The organism is Pseudomonas monteilii NBRC 103158 = DSM 14164, assembly GCF_000730605.1.
GTDB lineage: Bacteria > Pseudomonadota > Gammaproteobacteria > Pseudomonadales > Pseudomonadaceae > Aquipseudomonas > Aquipseudomonas monteilii.
In genome coordinates, this window is record NZ_BBIS01000026.1 from 15,424 (window position 1) to 37,005 (window position 21,582).

The 21,582-nt window shown below is 62.1% G+C and carries 20 protein-coding genes; 10 read left to right on the forward strand and 10 right to left on the reverse strand.

The window, feature by feature from the left end; all coding sequences use genetic code 11:
- Positions 1-28: 28 nt before the first annotated feature.
- Both uvrD and zwf read right to left on the reverse strand, forming a co-directional pair.
- Positions 29-2,215 (reverse strand): DNA helicase II, encoded by a 2,187-nt coding sequence (gene uvrD / locus PM2_RS15045; RefSeq protein ID WP_016712749.1) that lies wholly within the window; start codon positions 2,213-2,215, stop codon positions 29-31.
- A 96-nt stretch (positions 2,216-2,311) separates the two neighbouring features.
- Positions 2,312-3,754 (reverse strand): glucose-6-phosphate dehydrogenase, encoded by a 1,443-nt coding sequence (gene zwf, locus PM2_RS15050; protein WP_016712748.1) that lies wholly within the window; start codon positions 3,752-3,754, stop codon positions 2,312-2,314.
- A gap of 103 nt (positions 3,755-3,857) precedes the next feature.
- Here zwf and hexR point away from each other — a divergent pair, with 103 nt between their 5' ends.
- Both hexR and PM2_RS30105 read left to right on the forward strand, forming a co-directional pair.
- Positions 3,858-4,724 carry a transcriptional regulator HexR gene (gene hexR / locus PM2_RS15055; RefSeq protein WP_003253273.1) on the forward strand — a complete coding sequence of 289 codons (867 nt, stop codon included), beginning with the start codon at positions 3,858-3,860 and terminating at the stop codon, positions 4,722-4,724.
- A 132-nt stretch (positions 4,725-4,856) separates the two neighbouring features.
- Entirely contained in the window at positions 4,857-5,075 is a 219-nt protein-coding gene (locus PM2_RS30105) for a PA3496 family putative envelope integrity protein (protein ID WP_080578095.1), read from the forward strand.
- Here PM2_RS30105 and PM2_RS15060 read toward each other — a convergent pair.
- Positions 5,017-5,964: a LysR family transcriptional regulator gene (locus PM2_RS15060; protein WP_161751335.1), complete on the reverse strand. Its 948-nt coding sequence runs from the start codon at positions 5,962-5,964 to the stop codon at positions 5,017-5,019. The two genes, PM2_RS30105 and PM2_RS15060, sit on opposite strands and share 59 nt — an antisense overlap.
- Positions 5,965-6,168: 204 nt before the next feature.
- Here PM2_RS15060 and PM2_RS15065 point away from each other — a divergent pair, with 204 nt between their 5' ends.
- A complete protein-coding gene (locus tag PM2_RS15065; protein ID WP_016712746.1) occupies positions 6,169-7,584 on the forward strand; it encodes an acetyl-CoA carboxylase biotin carboxylase subunit in 1,416 nt (471 codons plus the stop codon).
- A gap of 11 nt (positions 7,585-7,595) precedes the next feature.
- Positions 7,596-9,404: a sodium-extruding oxaloacetate decarboxylase subunit alpha gene (gene oadA / locus PM2_RS15070; protein WP_016712745.1), complete on the forward strand. Its 1,809-nt coding sequence runs from the start codon at positions 7,596-7,598 to the stop codon at positions 9,402-9,404.
- Positions 9,405-9,489: 85 nt separating this feature from the next.
- Here oadA and PM2_RS15075 read toward each other — a convergent pair whose 3' ends face one another.
- The 3 genes from PM2_RS15075 to PM2_RS15085 are packed head-to-tail and all read right to left on the reverse strand — an operon-like array spanning position 9,490 to position 11,256.
- Complete coding sequence (locus PM2_RS15075) at positions 9,490-10,161, reverse strand: GNAT family N-acetyltransferase (protein ID WP_016712744.1); 672 nt, start codon at positions 10,159-10,161, stop codon at positions 9,490-9,492.
- 7 nt (positions 10,162-10,168) lie between these two features.
- Positions 10,169-10,615, reverse strand: coding sequence for a GNAT family N-acetyltransferase (locus tag PM2_RS15080; protein ID WP_016712743.1), 447 nt, complete (start codon positions 10,613-10,615; stop codon positions 10,169-10,171).
- Positions 10,616-10,626: 11 nt separating this feature from the next.
- Positions 10,627-11,256, reverse strand: coding sequence for an FMN-binding negative transcriptional regulator (locus tag PM2_RS15085; protein ID WP_016712742.1), 630 nt, complete (start codon positions 11,254-11,256; stop codon positions 10,627-10,629).
- A gap of 91 nt (positions 11,257-11,347) precedes the next feature.
- Here PM2_RS15085 and pdxR point away from each other — a divergent pair, with 91 nt between their 5' ends.
- Entirely contained in the window at positions 11,348-12,877 is a 1,530-nt protein-coding gene (gene pdxR, locus PM2_RS15090; protein ID WP_016712741.1) for a MocR-like pyridoxine biosynthesis transcription factor PdxR, read from the forward strand.
- A 30-nt stretch (positions 12,878-12,907) separates the two neighbouring features.
- Here pdxR and PM2_RS15095 read toward each other — a convergent pair whose 3' ends face one another.
- The 4 genes from PM2_RS15095 to aspA all read right to left on the reverse strand — a co-directional run bounded on the left by PM2_RS15095 (position 12,908) and on the right by aspA (position 17,768).
- Positions 12,908-14,011, reverse strand: coding sequence for a polyamine ABC transporter substrate-binding protein (locus PM2_RS15095; RefSeq protein WP_016712740.1), 1,104 nt, complete (start codon positions 14,009-14,011; stop codon positions 12,908-12,910).
- Entirely contained in the window at positions 14,011-15,054 is a 1,044-nt protein-coding gene (locus PM2_RS15100; RefSeq protein WP_016712739.1) for a histone deacetylase family protein, read from the reverse strand. Before PM2_RS15100 ends, PM2_RS15095 begins: the two co-directional genes overlap by 1 nt.
- Before the next feature lie 116 nt (positions 15,055-15,170).
- On the reverse strand, positions 15,171-16,163 hold the full coding sequence (locus PM2_RS15105; protein WP_016712738.1) for an AraC family transcriptional regulator: 993 nt from the start codon (positions 16,161-16,163) through the stop codon (positions 15,171-15,173).
- Between the two features lie 180 nt (positions 16,164-16,343).
- The gene (gene aspA / locus PM2_RS15110) at positions 16,344-17,768 is read right to left on the reverse strand and encodes an aspartate ammonia-lyase (RefSeq protein ID WP_025754235.1); all 1,425 of its coding nucleotides are present in this window, start codon (positions 17,766-17,768) and stop codon (positions 16,344-16,346) included.
- Between the two features lie 182 nt (positions 17,769-17,950).
- Here aspA and PM2_RS15115 point away from each other — a divergent pair, with 182 nt between their 5' ends.
- From PM2_RS15115 to PM2_RS15135, 5 genes are all read left to right on the forward strand, one after another.
- A complete protein-coding gene (locus tag PM2_RS15115; protein ID WP_161751324.1) occupies positions 17,951-18,883 on the forward strand; it encodes a LysR substrate-binding domain-containing protein in 933 nt (310 codons plus the stop codon).
- A gap of 171 nt (positions 18,884-19,054) precedes the next feature.
- Positions 19,055-19,546 carry a 5-(carboxyamino)imidazole ribonucleotide mutase gene (gene purE / locus PM2_RS15120; protein ID WP_009684500.1) on the forward strand — a complete coding sequence of 164 codons (492 nt, stop codon included), beginning with the start codon at positions 19,055-19,057 and terminating at the stop codon, positions 19,544-19,546.
- Between the two features lie 10 nt (positions 19,547-19,556).
- Positions 19,557-20,639: a 5-(carboxyamino)imidazole ribonucleotide synthase gene (locus tag PM2_RS15125; RefSeq protein ID WP_016502259.1), complete on the forward strand. Its 1,083-nt coding sequence runs from the start codon at positions 19,557-19,559 to the stop codon at positions 20,637-20,639.
- Positions 20,640-20,738: 99 nt separating this feature from the next.
- Complete coding sequence (locus PM2_RS15130; RefSeq protein WP_010955824.1) at positions 20,739-20,984, forward strand: GlsB/YeaQ/YmgE family stress response membrane protein; 246 nt, start codon at positions 20,739-20,741, stop codon at positions 20,982-20,984.
- Positions 20,985-21,032: 48 nt separating this feature from the next.
- Complete coding sequence (locus PM2_RS15135; protein WP_161751323.1) at positions 21,033-21,566, forward strand: DUF3299 domain-containing protein; 534 nt, start codon at positions 21,033-21,035, stop codon at positions 21,564-21,566.
- The last annotated feature ends 16 nt before the right edge of the window (positions 21,567-21,582 follow it).

A 21,582-nucleotide genomic window follows, 5' to 3' on the forward strand; every position in this document is an offset into this window, starting at 1 on the left:
GAGCTTTTGCCTGAATGTTACAAGGCTGCTACAGGGCTTCGAGCTTGGCATACCCCAGCATCAGCCACTTACTGCCTTCGGCAAAGTTCACCTGTACCCGCGCCTGCGCGCCGGATCCCTCGAAGTTGAGGATCACGCCTTCCCCGAAAACCGCATGTTGCACACGCTGGCCCAGGTTGAACGCGGTCTGCGGAATGCTGGCATTGGCGAACAAGTTGCTGTTGGTGGCCGTCTTGACCCCACCGAACGGCCGGCTGACGCTGTTGGACAGCCGCACCTCCTGGACCAGGCCCGCCGGAATTTCACGTACGAAACGCGACACCTTGTTGTAGGTCTCGCTGCCATACAGGCGACGTGTTTCAGCGTAGGTCATGACCAGCTGGCGCATGGCGCGGGTAATTCCCACATAGGCCAGGCGGCGTTCCTCTTCGAGACGGCCGGGTTCTTCCAGGCTCATCTTGTGCGGGAACAGGCCTTCTTCCATGCCCACCAGGAACACGTAGGGGAACTCCAGGCCCTTGGCGCTGTGCAGGGTCATCAGCTGGATGCTGTCTTCGTGCTCGTCAGCCTGGGCATCGCCGGCTTCGAGCGAGGCATGGCCGAGGAAGGCCGATAAGGGCGAAAGGTCGGCGTCTTCGTCGGTGGATTCGAAGTTGCGCGCCGCGCTGACCAGTTCCTCAAGGTTTTCTACCCGTGCCTGGCCCTTTTCACCTTTTTCTTCCTGGTGATAGATGATCAGCCCGGATTGCTCGATGGTGGTCTGGGTCATGGTATGCAGCGGCATGTCCACGACCTTGGCGGCCAACCCCTCGATTAGCTCGATGAAAGCCCCCAGCGCACTGGCGGCGCGGCCTTTGAGGGCCTTGGCGGCGAGCAGCTGGCACATGGCGTCCCACATCGATGCCTGGCTGTGGCGGGCATGCTCGCGGATGGCTTCGACGGTTTTTTCGCCAATGCCGCGTGGCGGTACGTTGATTACCCGCTCCAGGGCAGCATCGTTGCCGCGTCCTTCGATCAGCCGCAGGTAAGCCATGGCGTTCTTGATTTCAGCGCGTTCGAAGAAGCGCTGGCCGCCATAGATACGGTAGGGAATGCGCTCGCGCAGCAGGGCTTCTTCCAGCACGCGCGACTGGGCGTTGGAGCGGTACAGGATGGCGATTTCGTTGCGCGCATTGCCCTGTTTGACCAGGCTCTCGATGGTTTCCACCACGTAGCGCGCTTCGTCGTGCTCGTTGTAGGCCGCGTACAGGGTCAGCGGTTCGCCTTCGCCCATGTCGGTCCACAGCTCCTTACCCAGGCGCCCGCTGTTGTTGGCGATCAGGGCGTTGGCGGCCTTGAGGATGCCGCCGGTAGAGCGGTAGTTCTGCTCCAGGCGGATCATTTCGGCGTCGGGGAAGTCGGCGGTGTACTGGTGAATGTTTTCGATCTTGGCACCGCGCCAGCCGTAGATCGACTGGTCGTCATCACCCACCGCCATCAGGCTTGCACCCCCGCGCGCCAGCAGGCGCAGCCAGGCGTACTGCACGGCGTTGGTGTCCTGGAACTCGTCTACCAGCACATGCTGGAAGCGCCGCTGGTAGTGCTCAAGCAGGCCCGGGTGGTCGCGCCACAGGTCCAGAGCACGCAGTAACAGTTCGGAGAAATCGATGACCCCAGCACGCTCACACGCCTGCTCGTAGGCGGTATAGACGTCACGCATGGTCGCCAGGAACAGGTCGCCACCGGCCTGGATATGCTGCGGGCGCAGGCCTTCGTCCTTCTGCCCGTTGATGAACCACTGTGCCTGGCGTGCCGGCCATTTCTGTTCGTCCAGGCCCAGCTCGCGCATCACCCGCTTGATCAGGCGCTGCTGGTCGTCGCTGTCGAGAATCTGGAAGTTCTGCACCAGCCGCGCTTCCTGCCAGTGGGCCCGCAGCAAGCGATGGGCCAGGCCGTGGAAGGTGCCGACCCACATGCCTGCCGGGTTGATCCCCAGCAGTTGCTCGATCCGCTGGCGCATTTCGGCTGCAGCCTTGTTGGTGAACGTCACCGACAGGATCGAGTGCGGCGATGCCTGCTCCACCTGGATCAGCCAGGCGATGCGGTGCACCAGCACGCGGGTTTTACCGGAACCGGCGCCGGCAAGCACCAGTTGACGCCCAAGCGTGGCCGCTACGGCCTGGCGTTGGGCATCGTTGAGGGAATTCAGCAGGAGGGAGAGGTCGTCTGTGTGCATCGGGCCATTCTAGGGCGCGGCAGGAAATGGGGCAAACCTCCACTGTATAAATATTCACCTTGGCGCATGGCCGTTCCTCGACCCGATGACAGTGGGTCAGCCATGCCAGTGCCTGCCATGACGCGCCAGCAGGCTGTTGGCTTGCTCTGGCCCGCTACTACCCGCCGGGTAAGGGCGTGGCGCCTGAAAGTGCTCCTCGCAACCCTTGATGATCGGGTCGGTCCAGGCCCAGGCTGCTTCCACTTCATCGCGGCGCATGAACAGCGTCGAGTCGCCCTCCAGTACATCCAGCAGCAGGCGTTCGTAGGCTTCCCAGCGGCGGGTCTGGCTGAACACCTGGGCCAGGTTCAGGTCCAGGTCCACCGGTTCCAGGCGCATGCCCTTGCCCGGGCTTTTGGTCATCATGCGCAGGCTGATGCGTTCCTCCGGTTGCAGCTGGATCAGCAACTGATTGACCTGGCCGCCGTTGAATAGCTCGTGGGGTACCGGTTTGAACTGAATGACGATCTGCGACGAGCGCCGTGCCATGCGCTTGCCGGTGCGCAGATAGAATGGCACGCCCGCCCAGCGCCAATTGTCGATGTGCGCTTCGATGGCGATGAAGGTTTCGGTATCGCTGTCGTTGTCGACATCCTTTTCGAAGTAGTAGGCCGGCACTTCCTGGCCGCCAATGTGCCCGGCGCCATACTGGCCGCGCACGGTCTTGTCCTGCACATCCTGGCCGGTGATCGGCTTGAGGGCGCGCAGGATCTTCACTTTTTCGTCGCGTACCGCTTCGGCTTCGAACTGGGCGGGGGGCTCCATGGCCACCAGGCACAGCAGCTGCAGCAGGTGGTTCTGCAGCATGTCGCGGATTGCCCCGGCGCGGTCGTAGTAGGCGCCGCGGTTCTCTACACCCAGCGTCTCGCAAACACTGATCTGTACGTGGTCGACCTGATTGTTGCGCCACACCGGCTCCAGCAGGGCATTGGCGAAGCGCAGGGCCATCAGGTTCTGCACGGTTTCCTTGCCCAGGTAGTGGTCGATGCGGAATACCTGGTTTTCCTCCAGCACTGCGCCAATCGCTTCGTTGATGGCGGTAGCCGATTCCAGCGAATGGCCGATCGGCTTTTCCAGCACGATGCGCGCTTCGGCGTCGGCCAGGCCGGCGTTATGCAGGTGCTTGGCAATCGGTACGAACAGGTTGGGGGCGGTGGCCAGGTAGAAGATACGCGTCAAGCCGCCAGGTTCGCCCAGGTAGCGCGCCAGGCGGCCGAAGTCGGCGCTTTGCGAAGCATCCATGGCGAAATAGTCGATCCGCGCGGAAAACCGCTGCCAGACCTCTTCTTCGAAGTCGTTGCGGGCGATCTGTGCCCGGCAATGGCGTTCGGCGAGCTTGAGATAATCGTTGCGTGGCAAGTTGCGGCGCGCCAGCGCGATGATCCGCACGGCAGGGTCAAGACGGGCCTCGCGAAACAGGTGGTAGAGCGCCGGAAGCAACTTGTGCAGGGCCAGATCGCCGGTGCCGCCGAAGACCAGAATGTCGCAAGGAATAGTCAAACCGCCACTCTCCACGTTCGTTTAACTGGGCGGGTTGGCGTCCATGTAGTATAACTACAAGAAAGCTACAACCCGGCCAGCCGATCATAACCGAGTCCAGCCTGTGAATCTGTTGCAACATATCGCCCAATCGCGCCACCTGCTGCGCAAATCGGAACTCAAAGTGGCCGACCACGTGCTGCTCGACCCGGCTGCCGTCATGCACAGTTCCATGGCCGACCTGGCACACAGCGTGGGTATCAGCGAACCTACCATCGTGCGGTTCTGCCGGGCTATCGGTTGCTCGGGCTTTCAGGACCTCAAGCTGAAGCTGGCGCAGAGCCTGGCAGCGGGGGCCAGTTTCGGGCAGTTCGCCATTCATGAAGACGACTCGGTTGCCGACTACAGCCTGAAGATCTTCGACACCACCCTGCATACCCTGATGGAAGTGCGTGAGCACCTCGACCCGCAGGCGCTGCAGCAGGCGGTGAGTGCCATGGCCCAGGCGCAACGCGTGGAGTTCTATGGCTTTGGCGCGTCCGGTGCGGTGGCGGCCGATGCCCAGCACAAGTTCTTCCGCCTGTTGCTCAGCGCCGCCGCGTATTCCGACCCGCACATGCAGGCGATGTCGGCGGTTACCCTGAAGCCGGGTGATGTGGCGGTGTGCATTTCCCAGTCGGGCCGCTCCAAGGACTTGCTGATCACCGCCAACCTGGTGCGTGAGAGCGGTGCCAACCTGATTACCCTGTGCCCCAGCCAGACACCTCTTGCCGAGCTGTCGACGGTCAACCTGGCGATCGACGTGCATGAAGACACCGAAATCTACACGCCGCTGACCTCGCGTATCGCTCACCTGGTGGTGATCGACGTGTTGGCCATGGGCGTGGCGATGGCGCGTGGGCCGAGCCTGGTCAACCACCTGAAAAGCGTTAAACGCAGCTTGCGCAGCCTGCGTTTGTCGCCCAAGTCGATCAAGGCTACAGACGACTGATCTGCATTGCCTGTACTGGCCCTATCGCCGGCACAGGCAGTAAAAATTCATTGTTTTGTCACCATTCCACCGCCAAACCGTAAACCATCCAGGCCAGTCTGAAACTCCCGCATCCTATCTGGGAGACAGGCAATGGCACGCGACCACGAAGGTACTTACCAACCCAACGCCAAGGCTCGCAAACAGCAGGAAAAGGATCAGCGCCGCATGGAGTACCGCCGCGCGATCGAGGTCTATTGCGACCAACGCCAATTGCTCCGCGACCTGGCAGACTACCCCGAGCTGCAAGCGCTCACGGTATGGCAGACGTCGTCGGCAGCTTCCCCGAAAAACGTTCAACAAGCGCGCTGATCAACGCACGTTCGCTGCGGATGAACGCCAAAAACGCCAAGGCCACTGGCGACTGCCGCTTGGCCTTGGCCTGCACCACGCACCAGCTGCGGTATAGCGGCAGTTCTTCTACGGGTAGCTCCCTCAACACACCAGTGGCCAGCTCCAGGTTGACTGCATGGCGGGTCAGCAACGCGACACCCAGGCCGGCGATCACGCATTCGCGCTGGGCATCGGCAGAGGCCACTTCCAGCGTCTGCGTAAAGTGTACGCGCTTGTCCTTGAAGTACTCCTCGCACGCCTTGCGTGTGCCCGAACCTTGCTCGCGGACCAGCAGGGTATGAGGCTCCAGGTCCTGCAGGCGCAACTGCTCCAGTTTGCACAGCGGATGTTCGGGCGGTGCCACCGCCACGATTGGGTTGTTGAGGAATGGCAGAAATTCCAGGCCCATGTCCTGCGGCACCATCGACATGATGATCAGGTCGTCGCGGTTATCCGAAAGGCGGCGAATGGCCTGGGCGCGGTTGACCACCGTCAGGGTCAGGTTGACCTCCGGGTGACGCTGCTTGAAGGCGGCGAACAGGTGTGGCACGAAGTACTTGGCACTGGACTCGATCGCCAGTTTCAGCTGCCCCTGCAGTGAGCCCTGCATGTCCGACAGCTGCATGTCCAGGCTCTCCAGCCGCCCGAAGATGTCGCGGCTGGCGCGTTGCAAGGCTTCGGCCGCCTCGGTCAGGTACAGCTTCTTGCCTACGTACTCGAACAGTGGCTGGCCAATCAGCTCTTCGAGCTGGCGGATCTGTAGACTAACGGCGGGTTGCGTCAGTGCCATCTCCTCCGCCGCGCGGCTGTACGAGCGCAAATCGCACACCTCGTTGAAGATCTGCAATTGACGCAAAGTCATACGCATCAAGGACTTACGCATTTTTATCGGCTCGTTGGCAACACCTTGTAACCGCACTATAAGCTTTTGCTAATACAGCCCCTAACAAATATTGATTTTTGTTTATCGACCTACAGCGCTAGGGTGAATACGCGACTGGCCAGCAACGTCTGGTCACGCGCCGACCGGTAGAACCGGCTCGACTGTTCCTACGGCTTTGGGAAGACTCCAGTGATAAAAAAAATCCTGATCGCCAACCGAGGTGAAATCGCAGTTCGGATCGTGCGTGCCTGCGCCGAGATGGGCATTCGCTCGGTAGCGATCTATTCCGACGCCGACCGTCACGCCTTGCACGTCAAGCGCGCCGATGAGGCACACAGCATTGGTGCCGAGCCGCTGGCTGGCTACCTGAACCCGCGCAAGCTGGTGAACCTGGCTGTGGAAACCGGCTGCGATGCCCTGCACCCAGGCTATGGTTTCCTGTCGGAAAACGCCGAACTGGCGGAGATCTGCGCAGAGCGCGGGATCAAGTTCATCGGCCCGGCTGCCGACGTGATTCGCCGCATGGGCGACAAGACCGAAGCGCGCCGCACCATGATCGCCGCCGGTGTGCCGGTAACCCCGGGTACCGAAGGCAACGTTGCCGATATTCATGAAGCCCTGAGCGAAGGTGACCGCATCGGTTACCCGGTGATGCTCAAGGCCACTTCCGGTGGTGGCGGCCGTGGTATCCGCCGTTGCAACAGCCGTGAAGAACTGGAACAGAACTTCCCACGGGTCATTTCCGAGGCCACCAAGGCCTTTGGTTCGGCCGAGGTGTTCCTGGAAAAGTGCATCGTCAACCCCAAGCACATCGAGGCGCAGATCCTCGGTGACAGCTTTGGCAACGTGGTGCACCTGTTCGAGCGCGACTGCTCGATCCAGCGCCGTAACCAGAAGCTCATCGAAATTGCCCCAAGCCCGCAGCTCACCCCCGAGCAGCGCGCCTACATCGGCGACCTGGCGGTGCGTGCGGCCAAGGCCGTGAACTACGAGAACGCCGGTACCGTGGAGTTCCTGCTCGCCGATGGCGAGGTGTATTTCATGGAAATGAACACCCGGGTGCAGGTGGAGCACACCATCACCGAGGAGATCACCGGTATCGACATCGTCCGTGAGCAGATCCGCATTGCTTCGGGCCTGCCGCTGTCGGTCAAGCAGGAAGATATCCAGCACCGCGGATACGCGCTGCAGTTCCGCATCAACGCCGAAGACCCGAAAAACAACTTCCTGCCCAGCTTCGGCAAGATCACCCGTTACTACGCCCCCGGCGGCCCGGGCGTGCGTACCGACACGGCAATCTATACCGGCTACACCATTCCGCCGTTCTACGACTCCATGTGCCTGAAGCTGGTGGTGTGGGCGTTGACCTGGGAAGAAGCCATGGACCGCGGCCTGCGGGCCCTGGACGACATGCGCGTGCAAGGGGTGAAGACCACTGCCGCGTACTACCAGGAAATCCTGCGCAACCCGGAATTCCGTAGCGGCCAGTTCAATACCAGCTTCGTCGAAAGCCACCCTGAACTGACCAACTACTCGATCAAGCGCAAACCCGAAGAGCTGGCCCTGGCCATCGCCGCCGCCATCGCCGCCCACGCAGGCCTGTGAGGAACCCCATAATGTCCAAGAAAATCCACGTTACCGACACGATCCTGCGCGACGCCCACCAGTCCTTGCTGGCCACCCGCATGCGCACCGAAGACATGCTGCCGATCTGCGACAAGCTCGACAAAGTCGGCTACTGGTCGCTGGAAGTCTGGGGCGGCGCCACCTTCGACGCCTGCGTGCGCTTCCTGAAAGAAGACCCGTGGGAGCGCCTGCGCAAGCTGCGCGCAGCCCTGCCCAACACCCGCCTGCAAATGCTGCTGCGCGGCCAGAACCTGCTGGGCTACCGCCATTACAGCGACGACGTGGTCAAGGCCTTCGTCGCCAAGGCAGCGGTCAACGGCATCGACGTGTTCCGCATCTTCGACGCCATGAACGACGTGCGTAACCTGCGCGTGGCCATTGAAGCGGTCAAGGCCGCTGGCAAGCACGCCCAGGGCACCATCGCCTACACCGTCAGCCCCGTGCACACCATCGACGCCTTTGTAGCCCAGGCCAAACAGATGGAAGCCATGGGTTGCGATTCGATCGCGATCAAGGACATGGCCGGTCTGCTGACGCCGTTCGCCACTGGCGAGCTGGTCAGGGCGCTGAAGGCCGAACAATCCCTGCCGGTGTTCATCCACTCCCACGACACCGCCGGCCTGGCTGCCATGTGCCAGCTGAAAGCGGTTGAGAACGGCGCCGACCACATCGACACCGCCATCTCCAGCTTCGCCTGGGGCACCAGCCACCCAGGCACCGAGTCGATGGTGGCTGCGCTCAAGGGCAGCGAATTCGACACCGGCCTGGACCTGGAGCTGCTGCAGGAAATCGGCCTGTACTTCTACGCCGTGCGCAAGAAGTACCACCAGTTCGAAAGCGAGTTCACCGCCGTGGACACCCGTGTGCAGGTCAACCAGGTGCCGGGTGGCATGATCTCCAACCTAGCCAACCAGCTGAAAGAGCAGGGCGCGCTTAACCGCATGAACGAAGTGCTGGCCGAGATCCCGCGTGTACGTGAAGACCTTGGCTTCCCGCCGCTGGTAACCCCGACCTCGCAGATCGTTGGCACCCAGGCATTCTTCAACGTGTTGGCTGGCGAGCGCTACAAGACCATCACCAACGAGGTGAAACTGTACCTGCAAGGCGGTTACGGCAAGGCGCCGGGCGTGGTCAACGAGCAGCTGCGCCGCCAGGCAATCGGCAGCGAAGAAGTGATCGACGTACGCCCGGCCGACCTGCTCAAGCCGGAAATGGCCAAGCTGCGTGCCGATATCGGCGCCCTGGCTCGTTGTGAAGAAGACGTGCTGACGTTCGCCATGTTCCCTGATATTGGCCGCAAGTTCCTCGAAGAGCGCGAAGCCGGCACCTTGACGCCAGAAGCCCTGCTGCCGATTCCGGAAGCCGGCGCCGTAGCCGCTCCGGGCGGTGAAGGCGTGCCGACCGAGTTCGTCATCGACGTGCACGGCGAAACCTACCGCGTCGATATCACCGGCGTGGGCGTTAAGGCCGAAGGCAAGCGTCACTTCTACCTGTCGATCGACGGCATGCCGGAAGAAGTGGTGTTCGAGCCACTCAACGAGTTCGTTGGCGGCGGCGGCAGCAAGCGCAAGCAAGCCACCGACCCAGGCCACGTCAGCACCACCATGCCAGGCAACATCGTCGATGTGCTGGTCAAGGAAGGCGACTTGGTCAAGGCCGGCCAGGCCGTGCTGATCACCGAAGCCATGAAGATGGAAACCGAAGTGCAGGCGGCCATCGCCGGCAAGGTCGTCGCCATTCATGTGGCCAAGGGCGACCGTGTAACGCCGGGTGAAATCCTGATCGAGATCGAGGGCTGATTTAAGCCCTCATCTACAAGCGGTTTACCTCTGGGGAGCGAATGCTCCCCTTTTTTTGTGCTGAACCTGATGGCCCATGCAAGATTCAGCCTTTGCGGCATGCCTCAAGTGTCTGCAGCTGTCCACTCGGCTGCTGGTTTTCCTCTCCCAGCCACCGCTCGAACCCGGCAGCCACCGCCGGCCACTCTTCATCGGTAATCGAATACCAGGCTGTATCGCGGTTATGGTCCTTCACCACCAAGTGCTTGCGGAACACGCCTTCATAAGTGAAGCCAAACCGCTCCGCCGCCCGCTTGGAGCGGGCGTTGGCGTTGTTGCACTTCCACTCCAGACGGCGGTTGCCCAGTTCGAAGCCCAGTTTGCCCAGCAGGTACACCGCCTCGGTTCCTTTGGGCGTGCGCTGCATGGCGGCGCCGAAGGCGATATGGCCGATTTCGATACGCCCGTGGTCGGGTACGATGGACATCAGGCTCAGAATGCCCTGTGCCTGGCCGCTGGGGCGGTCGATGACGGTGTAGAACAGCGGATCGCGGCCTGCGGCGTTGCTCTCCAGCCAACGGTCGAAGGCGGCACGCTCGGTGAACGGCCCATAAGGCAGGTAGTCCCATAGCACCGGGTCGGATGCCGGGCCTTGCAGCACGTTCCAAAGATCGTCGCCATGGCGCGCCGGGTCGAGCTTTTCCAGGCGGATGAAGCGGCCTTCAATGGGGTCGGCCTGGGGCGTTGCGGCGGGTTTCCAGTTCAATACGTCTGTCATGTTCGGCCTACAAACCTTTGCGGAATTGGATGAAGCCCGAGCGCTCGGCAACCTGCTGATACAGGCTGATGGCGGTGGCATTGGTTTCGTGGGTCAGCCAGTGCACCTTGATGCAGCCGTCGGCCTTGGCTGTGGCGTAGACGTGCTCGATCAGCTGGCGGCCAATGCCCAGGCCCCGCTGCGTACTGTCCACGTACAGGTCCTGCAGGTAGCAGGAATTCTCGATGCTCCAGTTGGAACGATGGTAGATGAAGTTGACCATGCCCACCGCCTTGCCATCGACCCAGGCCAGGGTCGAATGGGTGGGCTCCTTCGGATCGAGCAGGCGTTGCCAGGTGCTCAGGCTGACTTCATCGGCCAGTTCGCTTTCGTAGAAGTGCAGGTAGGCCTGCCACAGGGCGAGCCAGGCCGCGTGATCTTGGGCAGTGACAGGGCGTAGGGTAACGCTAGACATGGGCTATTCCTTCAGAGTTGGCGCATGTGCGCCGCGAGTTGGTTGTCCAGCTGATCGGCGCTGGCGCTCAGGCCTTCGCGCACGCCCGCGATGTCTTGATCGGAACGGTTCTGGCTGAGCTTGCGTGCCCCTTGCAGACGGGCGACGGGCAGGCGGATGCCGACGATGGCGCGGAGCATGCCATCGAGGTAGTCGGCAGGGGCGTCAGTGACTTTCCACGGTTCGCTGCGGCCCTGTTCATGGCGGTCGGTCAGGCGGCTGACGATCGCCAGCAGCGGCTCGGTATCGTGGATCACCTCGGCTGTGCCATAGGCGTGCACGGCCAGATAGTTCCAGGTAGGTACGACTTTGGGGTTATCAGCCTTGCTCGGGTAGTAGCCGGGACTGACATAGGCATCGGCGCCGGGGAATACCAGCAAGGCTTCGACACCCTGTGCCAGGTCCTGCCATTGGCGGTTGGCCCGGGCCAGGTGGGCATAGACCGTACCGAATTCGCCTTCGGTGGTATCGACCAGCACTGGCAGGTGCGTGGCCAGCAGCCCCTGATCGCCGTGGCTGACCAGGACAGCCAGGCGGGTGTCGAGCATGTGCTGGTGCAGGCGGCCGAGGTCGTGCTCCTGATGCGGCTTGCTGTTGTACATAGGGCTTGGTCCTTGTCGAATGGTTCCATCCTAGGCAGGCTATTGGTTCTGGGTAAGAGCCATTACTGCCTGATTTGATAGGTCCAATACCATGAGCGAGCGCCCCTTCACACTGCCATTCGACCCTGCCGGGATCGCCCTTGATCGACGCCGTGGGCTGAGTCAGCAGCTGTACCAGGCCTTGCGTGCGCGGGTGCTGGATGGGCGCCTGAGCAGTGGTACACGGCTACCAGCCACTCGCGACCTGGCCGTCATGCTGGCGCTGTCACGCAACAGTGTGGTGCGCGCCTATGACCAACTGTATGCCGAGGGCTACATCGAAAGCCGAGTTGGAGATGGTACTTACGTAAGTCGGCTGCCAAAAATATCCACACAAATATCCACAGGGTTATCCCGGGGTTTATCAACAGGGTTATCCACATTTTCCGAAGAAAATACTGAGGATTTATCCAGCGAACGGCGTTTATCAGCGCCTTTATTGCGCCTAAAAAGTAACCACTTACCTTCCCCAAGAAGTGGTGCGCCCCGTGCCTTTCGGGTCGGCATTCCGGCATTCGACTTGTTCCCATTTGACGTCTGGGCCAAGCTGCAGGCGGGTTTTTGGCGTAAACCATCCCCTGCGCAGCTGGGTTACGGTGACCCGGCAGGCGAGCCGGCTTTGCGTGAGTTGATCGCGGCCTACCTGCGCCGTTCGCGTGGGCTAAGTTGTATGGCTGAACAAATTGTGATCACCAGTGGTGCACAGCAAGCCATCAGCCTTTGTGCACAGCTGTTGTTGCAGCCGGGTGACGGTGTGGCTGTGGAAAACCCCGGCTACCGCGCGGCCGGGCATGCCTTTGCGCTGGCTGGCGCCACGTTGCATGGCGTGCCTGTGGACGAAGAGGGCATGGACTGCCGCTTGCTCGGTCAGCAGGCGGACTGCCGGCTGGCGTATGTCACACCGGCGCATCAATACCCGACCGGGGTCACCATGAGCCTGGCACGGCGCCTGGCGCTGCTGGCGTGGGCCGAACGCAACGATGGCTGGATCATCGAGGACGACTATGACGGCGAGTACCGCTACAGCGGTGCGCCCTTGGCCCCGTTGGCGGCGCTCGACCGGCACGGTCGGGTGCTGTACGTCGGTACCTTCGGCAAGATTGCGTTCCCCGCGTTGCGCCTGGGTTACCTGGTGCTGCCGCCGCAACTGGTGCAGGGATTCAGTCAGGGCAAGGCGTTGGCCGTGCGGCATTCGGAAGTCAGCAGCCAGTGCGTGATGGCCGAATTCATGGCACGCGGGCATTTCCAGCGGCATATCCGCCGTATGCGCAAGGCCGCTTTGAGTCGACGTAACGTACTCAAGGCTGGCTGGCCTGTGGATATTCCCGGGTTGGGCGAGATGCCGGAAGTGGCGGCCGGGCTGCATGTGAAGGTGGATGTGGATAACTTTGCGCGAGAGCAGGAGCTGGTGGCCAAGGCTGAAGCTGCGGGGGTAGAGGTGACGCCGCTGAGCAATTTCTGGCTGTCGGACAGCGACGTGCCTGTGGATAAGCGGGCAGGGCTGGTGTTGGGGTTTGCGGCGGTGCCGGAGGGGGAGATCGCCGAAGCCTTGATGAAATTGCGCAAGGTCTGGAGAAAGTGAATTGGGGCTGCAAAGCAGCCCCCGACTCTATCAGGTGCCGGATTTGATCCGTGTCCAGGCCCGGGTTCTGGCCCGCTCTGCGTCCCGCGCCAAGGGCTTGAGGGTATAAAGCTTGGCCATCGCTTCCGCCGTCGGGTACAGGTTGGGATTGTTGCGAATCGCCGGACTGACCTTTTCAGTCGCATCCTTGTTCGGGTTCGGATAACCGACAAAGTCGCTGATCGGCGCAATCACCTCAGGCCGTAGCAAGTAATTGATGAATGTGTGGGCATCTTCCGGGTTGGCCGCATTCTTTGGAATCGCCAGCATGTCGAACCAGATCGGCGCACCCTCCTTGGGCAGGCGCATGTCCACCACCACGCCGTTCTTGGCATCGCGCGCGCGGTTGGCGGCCTGCGAGAAACTGCCGCTGTAACCCACCGCCACACAGATATCGCCATTGGCGATGTCTGCCATGTACTTCGAAGAATGGAAGTAGGTGATGTGTGGGCGGATCTTCAGCATCAACGCTTCGGCCTTCTTGTAGTCGGCCGGTTTGTCGCTGTTCGGCGGTAAACCCAAGTACTGCAGGGCCAGCGGCAGAATCTCCGAAGGCGAGTCGAGCAGCGCCACGCCGCACTGCTTGAGCTTGGCGATGTTCTCTTCCTTGAAGATCAGGTCCCAGCTGTCCACCGGGGCGTTGTCGCCGAGCGCTGCCTTGACCTTGGCCGGGTTGAAGCCGATCAGCACGGTGCCGTACATGTAGGGCACCGCGTACTTGTTACCCGGGTCGTTGGCCTCGATCAGCTTCATCAGCGCCGGGTCCAGGTGTTGCCAGTTCGGCAGTTTGCTGCGGTCGAGCGGCTGAAACACCCCGGCTTCGATCTGCTTGGCGAGGAACACGTTGGACGGCACCACCACGTCATAGCCGGAGTTGCCGGTGAGCAGCTTGGCCTCCAGCGCCTCGTTGGTGTCGAAGATGTCGTAGATCAGCTTGACCCCGCTGTCCTGCTTGAAATCGGTCAAGGTCTGCGGGGTGATGTAGTCGAACCAGTTATACACACGCAGTGTGCGCTGCTCGGCTTGAGCATGCAGGGCACCGGTGAACAAGGTGGCAGCGATGAACGGGGCGAGTAGACGCTTGAGTCGGACCATTACCGGGCTCCTGGCTGGGCGTGCTGGAAGCCTTCCAGCACATTGACCGCGTTGATACCGATTTCTTCCACAGCGTAGCCGCCCTCCATCACGAACAGGGTCGGCTTGCCGAGCTGGCCGATACGTTTGCCCATTTCCAGGTAGTCCGGGCTGTCCAGCTTGAACTGCGAGATTGGGTCGTCCTTGAAGGTGTCCACACCCAGCGAGATCACCAGTACGTCGGCGTCATAGCGGGCAATGCGCTGGCAGGCATCCTCCAGGGCTGCGCTCCAGGCCGCCCAGTCGCTGCCAGCCGGAAGCGGGTAGTTGATGTTGCAGCCCTCACCGGCACCTTCGCCGGTTTCGTCGGCATAGCCCAGGAAGAACGGGAATTCGTCCTGCGGGTCGCCATGGATCGAAGCGAAGAATACGTCGTCGCGGCTGTAGAAGATGTCCTGGGTGCCGTTGCCGTGGTGGTAGTCGACGTCGAGGATGGCGACCTTGCGCTTGCCTTGGTCCAGGAAGGCCTGGGCGGCGATGGCGGCGTTGTTCAGGTAGCAATAACCGCCCATGACTTCGCCGGCGGCGTGGTGCCCCGGTGGGCGGCACAGGGCAAAGGCCGAATGGGCGCCCTGCTGGATTGCCGCCTGGGCCGTGAGGGCGACCTGGGCGGCGCTGTAGGCGGCCTGCCAGGTACCGGCGGTGATCGGGGCGCCGGCATCGAAGCTGTAATAGCCCAACTCGCCATGCAGGCCGGTGGGTTTTACCTGGCGCAAGGTGCGAGCAGGCCAGGTGAACGGCAGCAGGTCGCCTTCCTGGCCCAGTGCGGCCCAGCGCGCCCAGGCGCCTTCGAAGAAGTCGAGATAGTCGGCGCTGTGGATGCGCAGCAACGGCGCGCGGCCGAAGTCGGTAGGCCCCTGGATGTCGCCAAGGTTGCGTTTTTTTACCTGGTCGAGCACATGGTCAGCGCGCGAAGGCATTTCGAAGCAGGGCATCAGCTTGCCGTCGATCAGCTCGCAGCGGCCGTGGTGCAGGCGGTGATCATCGGAATAGATCGTCAGCATTGTTGTTCTCCGTTGGATACTGGCGTGGGTCCATTGTCATGGGCAGGTCAGTAGCGGAGAACGACGCAAACGGCCAAAAGGGGATCGATGTGGCCAAGCTCTTTGGCCGTAGCTGGTCAACCACGGAAGTGGCTGGGCGCTACACCACTCCAACGCTGGAACGCATGGCGAAAACTGGCGGTCTCGCTGAACCCCAAGGTCTCAGCAATGCGATAGATCGGCATCTGTTCATCAGCCAACAACTGCTTGGCCCGCTCGAACCTCAACTCGTCTAGCAGCTGTTGATAACTGCTGCCCAGCGCCTGCAAATGCCGGCGCAGGGTGCGCGACGAGCAATTCATCTGCCGCGCCAACCCTTCCAGCCCAGGCGCGGCGTCCAGTTGCTGTGCCAGCAGTTGGCGAATCCGCCCCAGCCAGGCCTGCCGGCCCGTGAACTCAAGGTTCAGGCGCCGGCAGCGTTCGCTCATGGCCTTGTGGGTAATCGAATCGGCCAGCGGCAGTGGCCTGTCCAGCCAGCGCCGTTCAAACGCCAAGGCATTGTCCTGAGCGTCGAAACCCACCGGGCACTGGAATGCACCGGCATAGAGCGCGTGGTAACCGGGCCGCGAGTGTTCGAAACGGGCGCCTAGCAGAGGCAGTGGGCGCCCAAGCAAGTCGTCGCAGATGACTTTCAGCGACACCAGGCAGAACTCCGCGTTGAATGCGCTCAGCGCCGGGCTGTCGTGGCAGTCGCTGGCACTTAGCCAGACCCGCTGGCCGTCCTCGATCAAACGTAGCTTGAACACTGTTCCCAGCAGTGCCGGATATGCCAGCGCCAGGCGCAAGGCGTCACCCAAAGTGGCACTGGAGAGCAATGCGTAACCTAGCATGCCGTAGCACGACACGTGCATGCGCCGGCCCAGTTCAAGGCCGATGTCCGCGCGCCGGGCCACAGCGTTGGCGCACACCTGCAGTTCCTGCTGGGTGGTGATGCGCGCATCGGCGTGCCCCAGGTCTGACGGGCCAATGCCGCTGCCGGCCAGCAGCGCTGATGCCTCGCAACCGTCTGCCTGAAAGACGTTGAGGATCAGCGAAACCGCGTTGAGGGTGGTGAGGTGGCTGTGCAGCATGCTGGGTAATCCCGTTGGGCTGGGACGCATTATCGAGCAAGTAGTATGCCGATATCGGCAAGCGGTCTTCGCGCCGCTTGTTTTGCGGGCAAAAAAAAGGCCCGAAGCATAGGCTCGGGCCTTGAAAGGTTGAGAGGTGTCTAGTCCCTTAACCTGGTGAGACTGTTTGCAGCAGCCGGGTTACGCCTTCAGCGGAACCAGACGGGGAGCGATCATGTTTTCCGGACGCAGGATGTCGTTGAGCATCTCTTCGTCCAGCAGCTTCTCTTCGCGCACCAGTTCCAGTACGCCACGGCCTGTTTCCAGGGCAACGCGGGCGATACGGGTGGCGTTTTCGTAGCCGATGTACGGGTTCAGGGCGGTGACCAGGCCGATCGAGTGCTCGACCAGTTCACGGCAGCGCTGTTCGTTGGCGGTGATGCCGACGATGCAGTGTTCGCGCAGCATGTCCATGGCGCGTTGCAGCAGGCGGATCGAGTCGAAGATCTTGTAGGCGATCAGCGGCTCCATTACGTTCAGCTGCAGCTGGCCACCTTCGGCGGCGACGGTCAGGGCCAGGTCGTTGCCCATGATGGCGAAGGCCACCTGGTTGACGGCTTCCGGGATAACCGGGTTGACCTTGCCTGGCATGATCGAGCTGCCTGGCTGACGTGCTGGCAGGTTGATCTCGTTGATGCCGGTGCGCGGGCCGCTGGACAGCAGGCGCAGGTCGTTGCAGATCTTCGACAGCTTGACGGCGGTACGCTTGAGCATGCCGGAGAACAGCACGAAGGCGCCCATGTCGGAAGTGGCTTCGATCAGGTCGGCAGCCGGTACCAGCGGCTGGCCGCTGATGATTGCCAGGCGCTGCACGGCCAGGGCCTGATAGCCAGGGTCGGCGTTGATGCCGGTACCGATGGCAGTACCACCCAGGTTGATTTCGGTCAGCAGCTCCGGAGCCAGCGAGCGCAGGCGCTGCAGGTCTTCGGTCATGGTGGTGGCGAAGGCGCGGAATTCCTGGCCCAGGGTCATCGGCACGGCGTCCTGCAGCTGGGTACGGCCCATCTTCAGTACGTGGTCGAATTCCTTACCCTTGGCAGCGAAGGCCTGGATCAGGCTGTCGAGGCTGGCCAGCAGCGCGTCGTGACCCAGCAGCAGGCCCAGACGGATAGCGGTCGGGTAGGCGTCGTTGGTCGACTGCGCCATGTTCACATCGTTGTTCGGGTGCAGGTACTGGTACTCACCCTTCTGGTGGCCCATGGCCTCCAGCGCGATGTTGGCGATGACTTCGTTGGCGTTCATGTTGGTGGAAGTACCAGCACCGCCTTGAATCATGTCCACCACGAACTGCTCGTGGTAGTCGCCCTTGATCAGTCGTGCGCAGGCTGCGCTGATCGCGGCGTGCTTGGCATCGCTCAGGTGCCCCAGCTCACGGTTGGCGTCAGCAGCTGCCTGCTTGACCATCGCCAGGCCGACTACCAGTTTCGGGTAGTGCGACAGCGGAACGCCGGAGAGGTGGAAGTTGTTGGCAGCGCGCAGGGTCTGGATGCCGTAGTAGGCATCAGCAGGAACTTCAAGGGTACCCAACAGATCTTTTTCGACGCGGAACGATGCAGCAGAGGACATGATGTATATCATCTCGATTTTGACCCGGCACATGCCGGAATGGCGCCAATCCTAGGCCTGAAGGTGATTTTGCGGCCAATGCTGTTGCACGCTAACCTATGCACAAACGGCATAGTGTTTCATGTGACGCCAATTGACATTCGAGCGTGTTCCATTTTGGTGCATGCCGGGAGATGTGCTTCGTGAACCTTGAAAGCAAATGGCTGGAAGATTTCAGCGCGCTGGCTGCCACCCGCAGTTTTTCCCAGGCTGCAGAGCGGCGTTTCGTCACCCAACCGGCCTTCAGCCGGCGCATTCGCAGCCTGGAGGCGGCGTTGGGCCTGCAGTTGGTGAATCGTTCCCGCACACCGATCGAACTGACTGAGGCCGGGCAGCTTTTTCTTGTCACGGCGCGTACGGTTGTCGACCAGTTGAGCGAGATTCTCCGCCATTTGCATCACCTTGAAGGTGGGCAGGGCGAGGTCGTTCAGGTGGCGGCGGCGCACTCCCTTGCATCGGGCTTTTTCCCCCGCTGGGTGGCCCAGTTGCGCAACGACGGTTTGAACATCGCCACCCGCCTGGTTGCGACTAACGTCGGGGATGCCGTGCATGCATTACGCGAAGGTGGCTGCGACCTGATGCTGGCGTTCTATGACCCGGACGCGGCCTTGCAGATGGATGCCGAGATCTTCCCGTCGCTGCACATGGGCACCACCGAAATGTTGCCGGTGTGCGCCGTGGACGCCGAAGGCAAACCGTTGTTCGATCTGGAAGGCGAGGGCAGCGTGCCGCTGCTGGCCTATACCGCAGGCGCGTTCCTGGGGCGTTCGGTCAATTTGCTGCTGCGCCAGCGTAACCTGCGGTATACCACCGTCTACGAAACCGCCATGGCCGACAGTCTCAAGAGCATGGCGCTGGAAGGCATGGGCATCGCCTGGGTGCCGCGCCTGTCGATGCGCGGCGAGCTGGAGCGGGGCGAACTGGCCATCTGCGGCGGCAGTCAGTGGCATGTGCCGCTGGAGATCCGCCTGTACCGCTGCGCCCTGGTACGCAAGGCCAACGTACGGCTGTTGTGGCGCAAGCTGGAAGGTGCGGCGGCGGTTGACCCAAAAGTCAGCCAAAGCCCCGAAAAATAAGGGGCGACAGTTGGTCGCCGGGGTGCCTTAAACGCAACACCTTACGGTATACTGCGCGGCCTTTCGACCGGATGCGTCCGGTCCTGATCAGCAAACAAGCCACGCCGGTCGTCCCGCGTGGCTTGTTGTTTTTTGACGCGCCCAAGGGCGCACAAGCGAAGAGGCTCGACGATGAGTGCACTGGTTGGCGTGATCATGGGCTCCAAGTCCGATTGGTCCACCCTTAGCCACACCGCCGATATGCTGGAAAAACTCGGCATTCCCTACGAAGTGAAGGTGGTTTCCGCCCACCGCACCCCGGATCTGCTGTTCCAGTATGCCGAGGAGGCCGAAGGCCGTGGCATCGAGGTGATCATCGCCGGTGCCGGTGGCGCAGCTCACCTGCCAGGCATGTGCGCCGCCAAGACCCACCTGCCAGTGCTGGGCGTACCCGTCCAGTCGTCGATGTTGTCGGGCGTCGATTCGCTGCTGTCGATCGTGCAGATGCCAGCCGGCGTGCCGGTTGCCACCCTGGCCATCGGCCGTGCCGGTGCCGTCAACGCTGCGCTGCTGTCGGCCAGCATCCTGGGCGCCAAGTACCCACAGTTCCACGCGGCGTTGAAGCAGTTCCGCACGGAGCAGACCGACACCGTGCTGGACAACCCAGACCCGCGCCAGGCTTGAGGCTCAACCCATGAAGATCGGTGTAATCGGTGGCGGCCAGCTGGGCCGCATGCTGGCTCTGGCGGGCACCCCGCTGGGCATGAACTTCGCCTTCCTCGACCCGGCGCCGGACGCTTGCGCCGCGCCCCTGGGCGAGCACCTGCGTGCCGACTATGGCGACCAGGATCACCTGCGCCAGCTGGCCGACGAAGTCGACCTGGTCACCTTCGAGTTCGAAAGTGTCCCGGCCGAGACCGTGGCCTTCCTCTCGCAGTTCGTGCCGGTCTACCCCAGCGCCGAAGCGCTGCGCATCGCCCGCGACCGCCTGTTCGAAAAAAGCATGTTCCGCGACCTGGGTATCCCGACCCCGGCCTTCGCCGACATTCTCTCGCAGGCAGACCTGGACGCCGCAGTGGCCAGCATCGGCCTGCCGGCCGTGCTGAAAACCCGCACCCTGGGTTACGACGGCAAGGGCCAGAAGGTACTGCGTACGCCTGAAGACGTGGTAGGCACCTTCGCCGAGCTGGGCAGCGTGCCGTGCCTGCTGGAAGGCTTCGTGCCGTTCACCGGCGAAGTGTCGCTGGTGGCCGTGCGTGCCCGCGATGGCGAAACCCGCTTCTACCCGCTGGTGCACAACACCCACGAAAGCGGCATCCTGCGCCTTTCGGTGGCCAGCCAGGCGCACCCGCTGCAGGCCCTGGCCGAAGACTACGTGGGCCGCGTGCTGCAAAAACTGGACTATGTAGGTGTGATGGCCTTTGAGTTCTTCGAAGTCGACGGTGGCCTCAAGGCCAACGAAATCGCCCCGCGCGTGCACAACTCCGGGCACTGGACCATCGAAGGCGCCGAATGCAGCCAGTTCGAGAACCACCTGCGCGCCGTTGCCGGCCTGCCGCTGGGCTCGACTGCCAAGGTGGGCGAGAGTGCGATGCTCAACTTCATCGGTGAAGTGCCAGCTGTAGATAAAGTGGTCGCCATCGGTGACTGCCACCTGCATCACTACGGCAAGGCCTTCAAGGTCGGCCGCAAAGTTGGCCACGCCACCCTGCGCTGCCACGACATGGCTACCCTCGAGCGCAAGATTGCCGAAGTAGAAGCCCTGATCAGCAACTGATCGAACTTCTACCACCGGCTTGCCCTCTGAAGATGGCAACAAGCCAAAACGCTGCCTAGGCTTTGGCTTGTTCCATCTTCGAACTGCAGAGGGATTGCCATGGGCATCATTGGAACCATCTTCATCGGCCTCATCGTCGGCCTGCTGGCCCGCTTCATCAAGCCGGGCGACGACAGCATGGGCTGGATCATGACCATCCTGCTGGGTATTGCCGGCTCCCTGTTGGCCACCTATGGCGGCCAGGCGTTGGGCATCTATCAGGCCGGACAGGCAGCGGGCTTCTTTGGCGCGCTGGTCGGTGCCGTGGTCCTTCTGGTGATCTACGGATTCATCAAGAAACGCTGAATACTGGTTAGAATGCCCGGCAATTCATCCGAGTTGCCGAGCATTTCCATGCGTGCCTTTTTCCTTGTCCCCCTGCTGTTGGCCAGCGCCCTGGCCCATGCCGAACTGCCTGAAACCGACTGGCTGGAGTTGATGCCCAAGTCGGACCAGAAGGCGCTCGAGCAAATGCCCGAAATCGACCACAACTCACCGGAAGCCATGGGCACTTTTACCGACAAGGGTGGCCTGAAACAGAGCAAGGGCCTGCCGGCGGTGATGTACTCGACCAAGACCGTGGCAGCCATGAACGGCAAGGACATTCGCCTGGGCGGCTACCCCGTGCCGTTGGAAAGCGACGCCAAGGGCAACAGCACGCTGTTCTTCCTGGTGCCGTACCCTGGGGCGTGCATCCATGTGCCGCCACCGCCGCCGAACCAGCTGGTGCTGGTGCGCTACCCGAAAGGACTGAAGATCGATGACATCTACACACCGCTGTGGGTCAGCGGCACGCTTAAGGTGGAAAAGGTCAGCAATGACCTGGCCGACGCGGCCTATGCGCTGGATGCGGGGAAGGTGAGGGTGGTGGAGGATGCAGACCTCTGATTGCCTGCACCGGCCT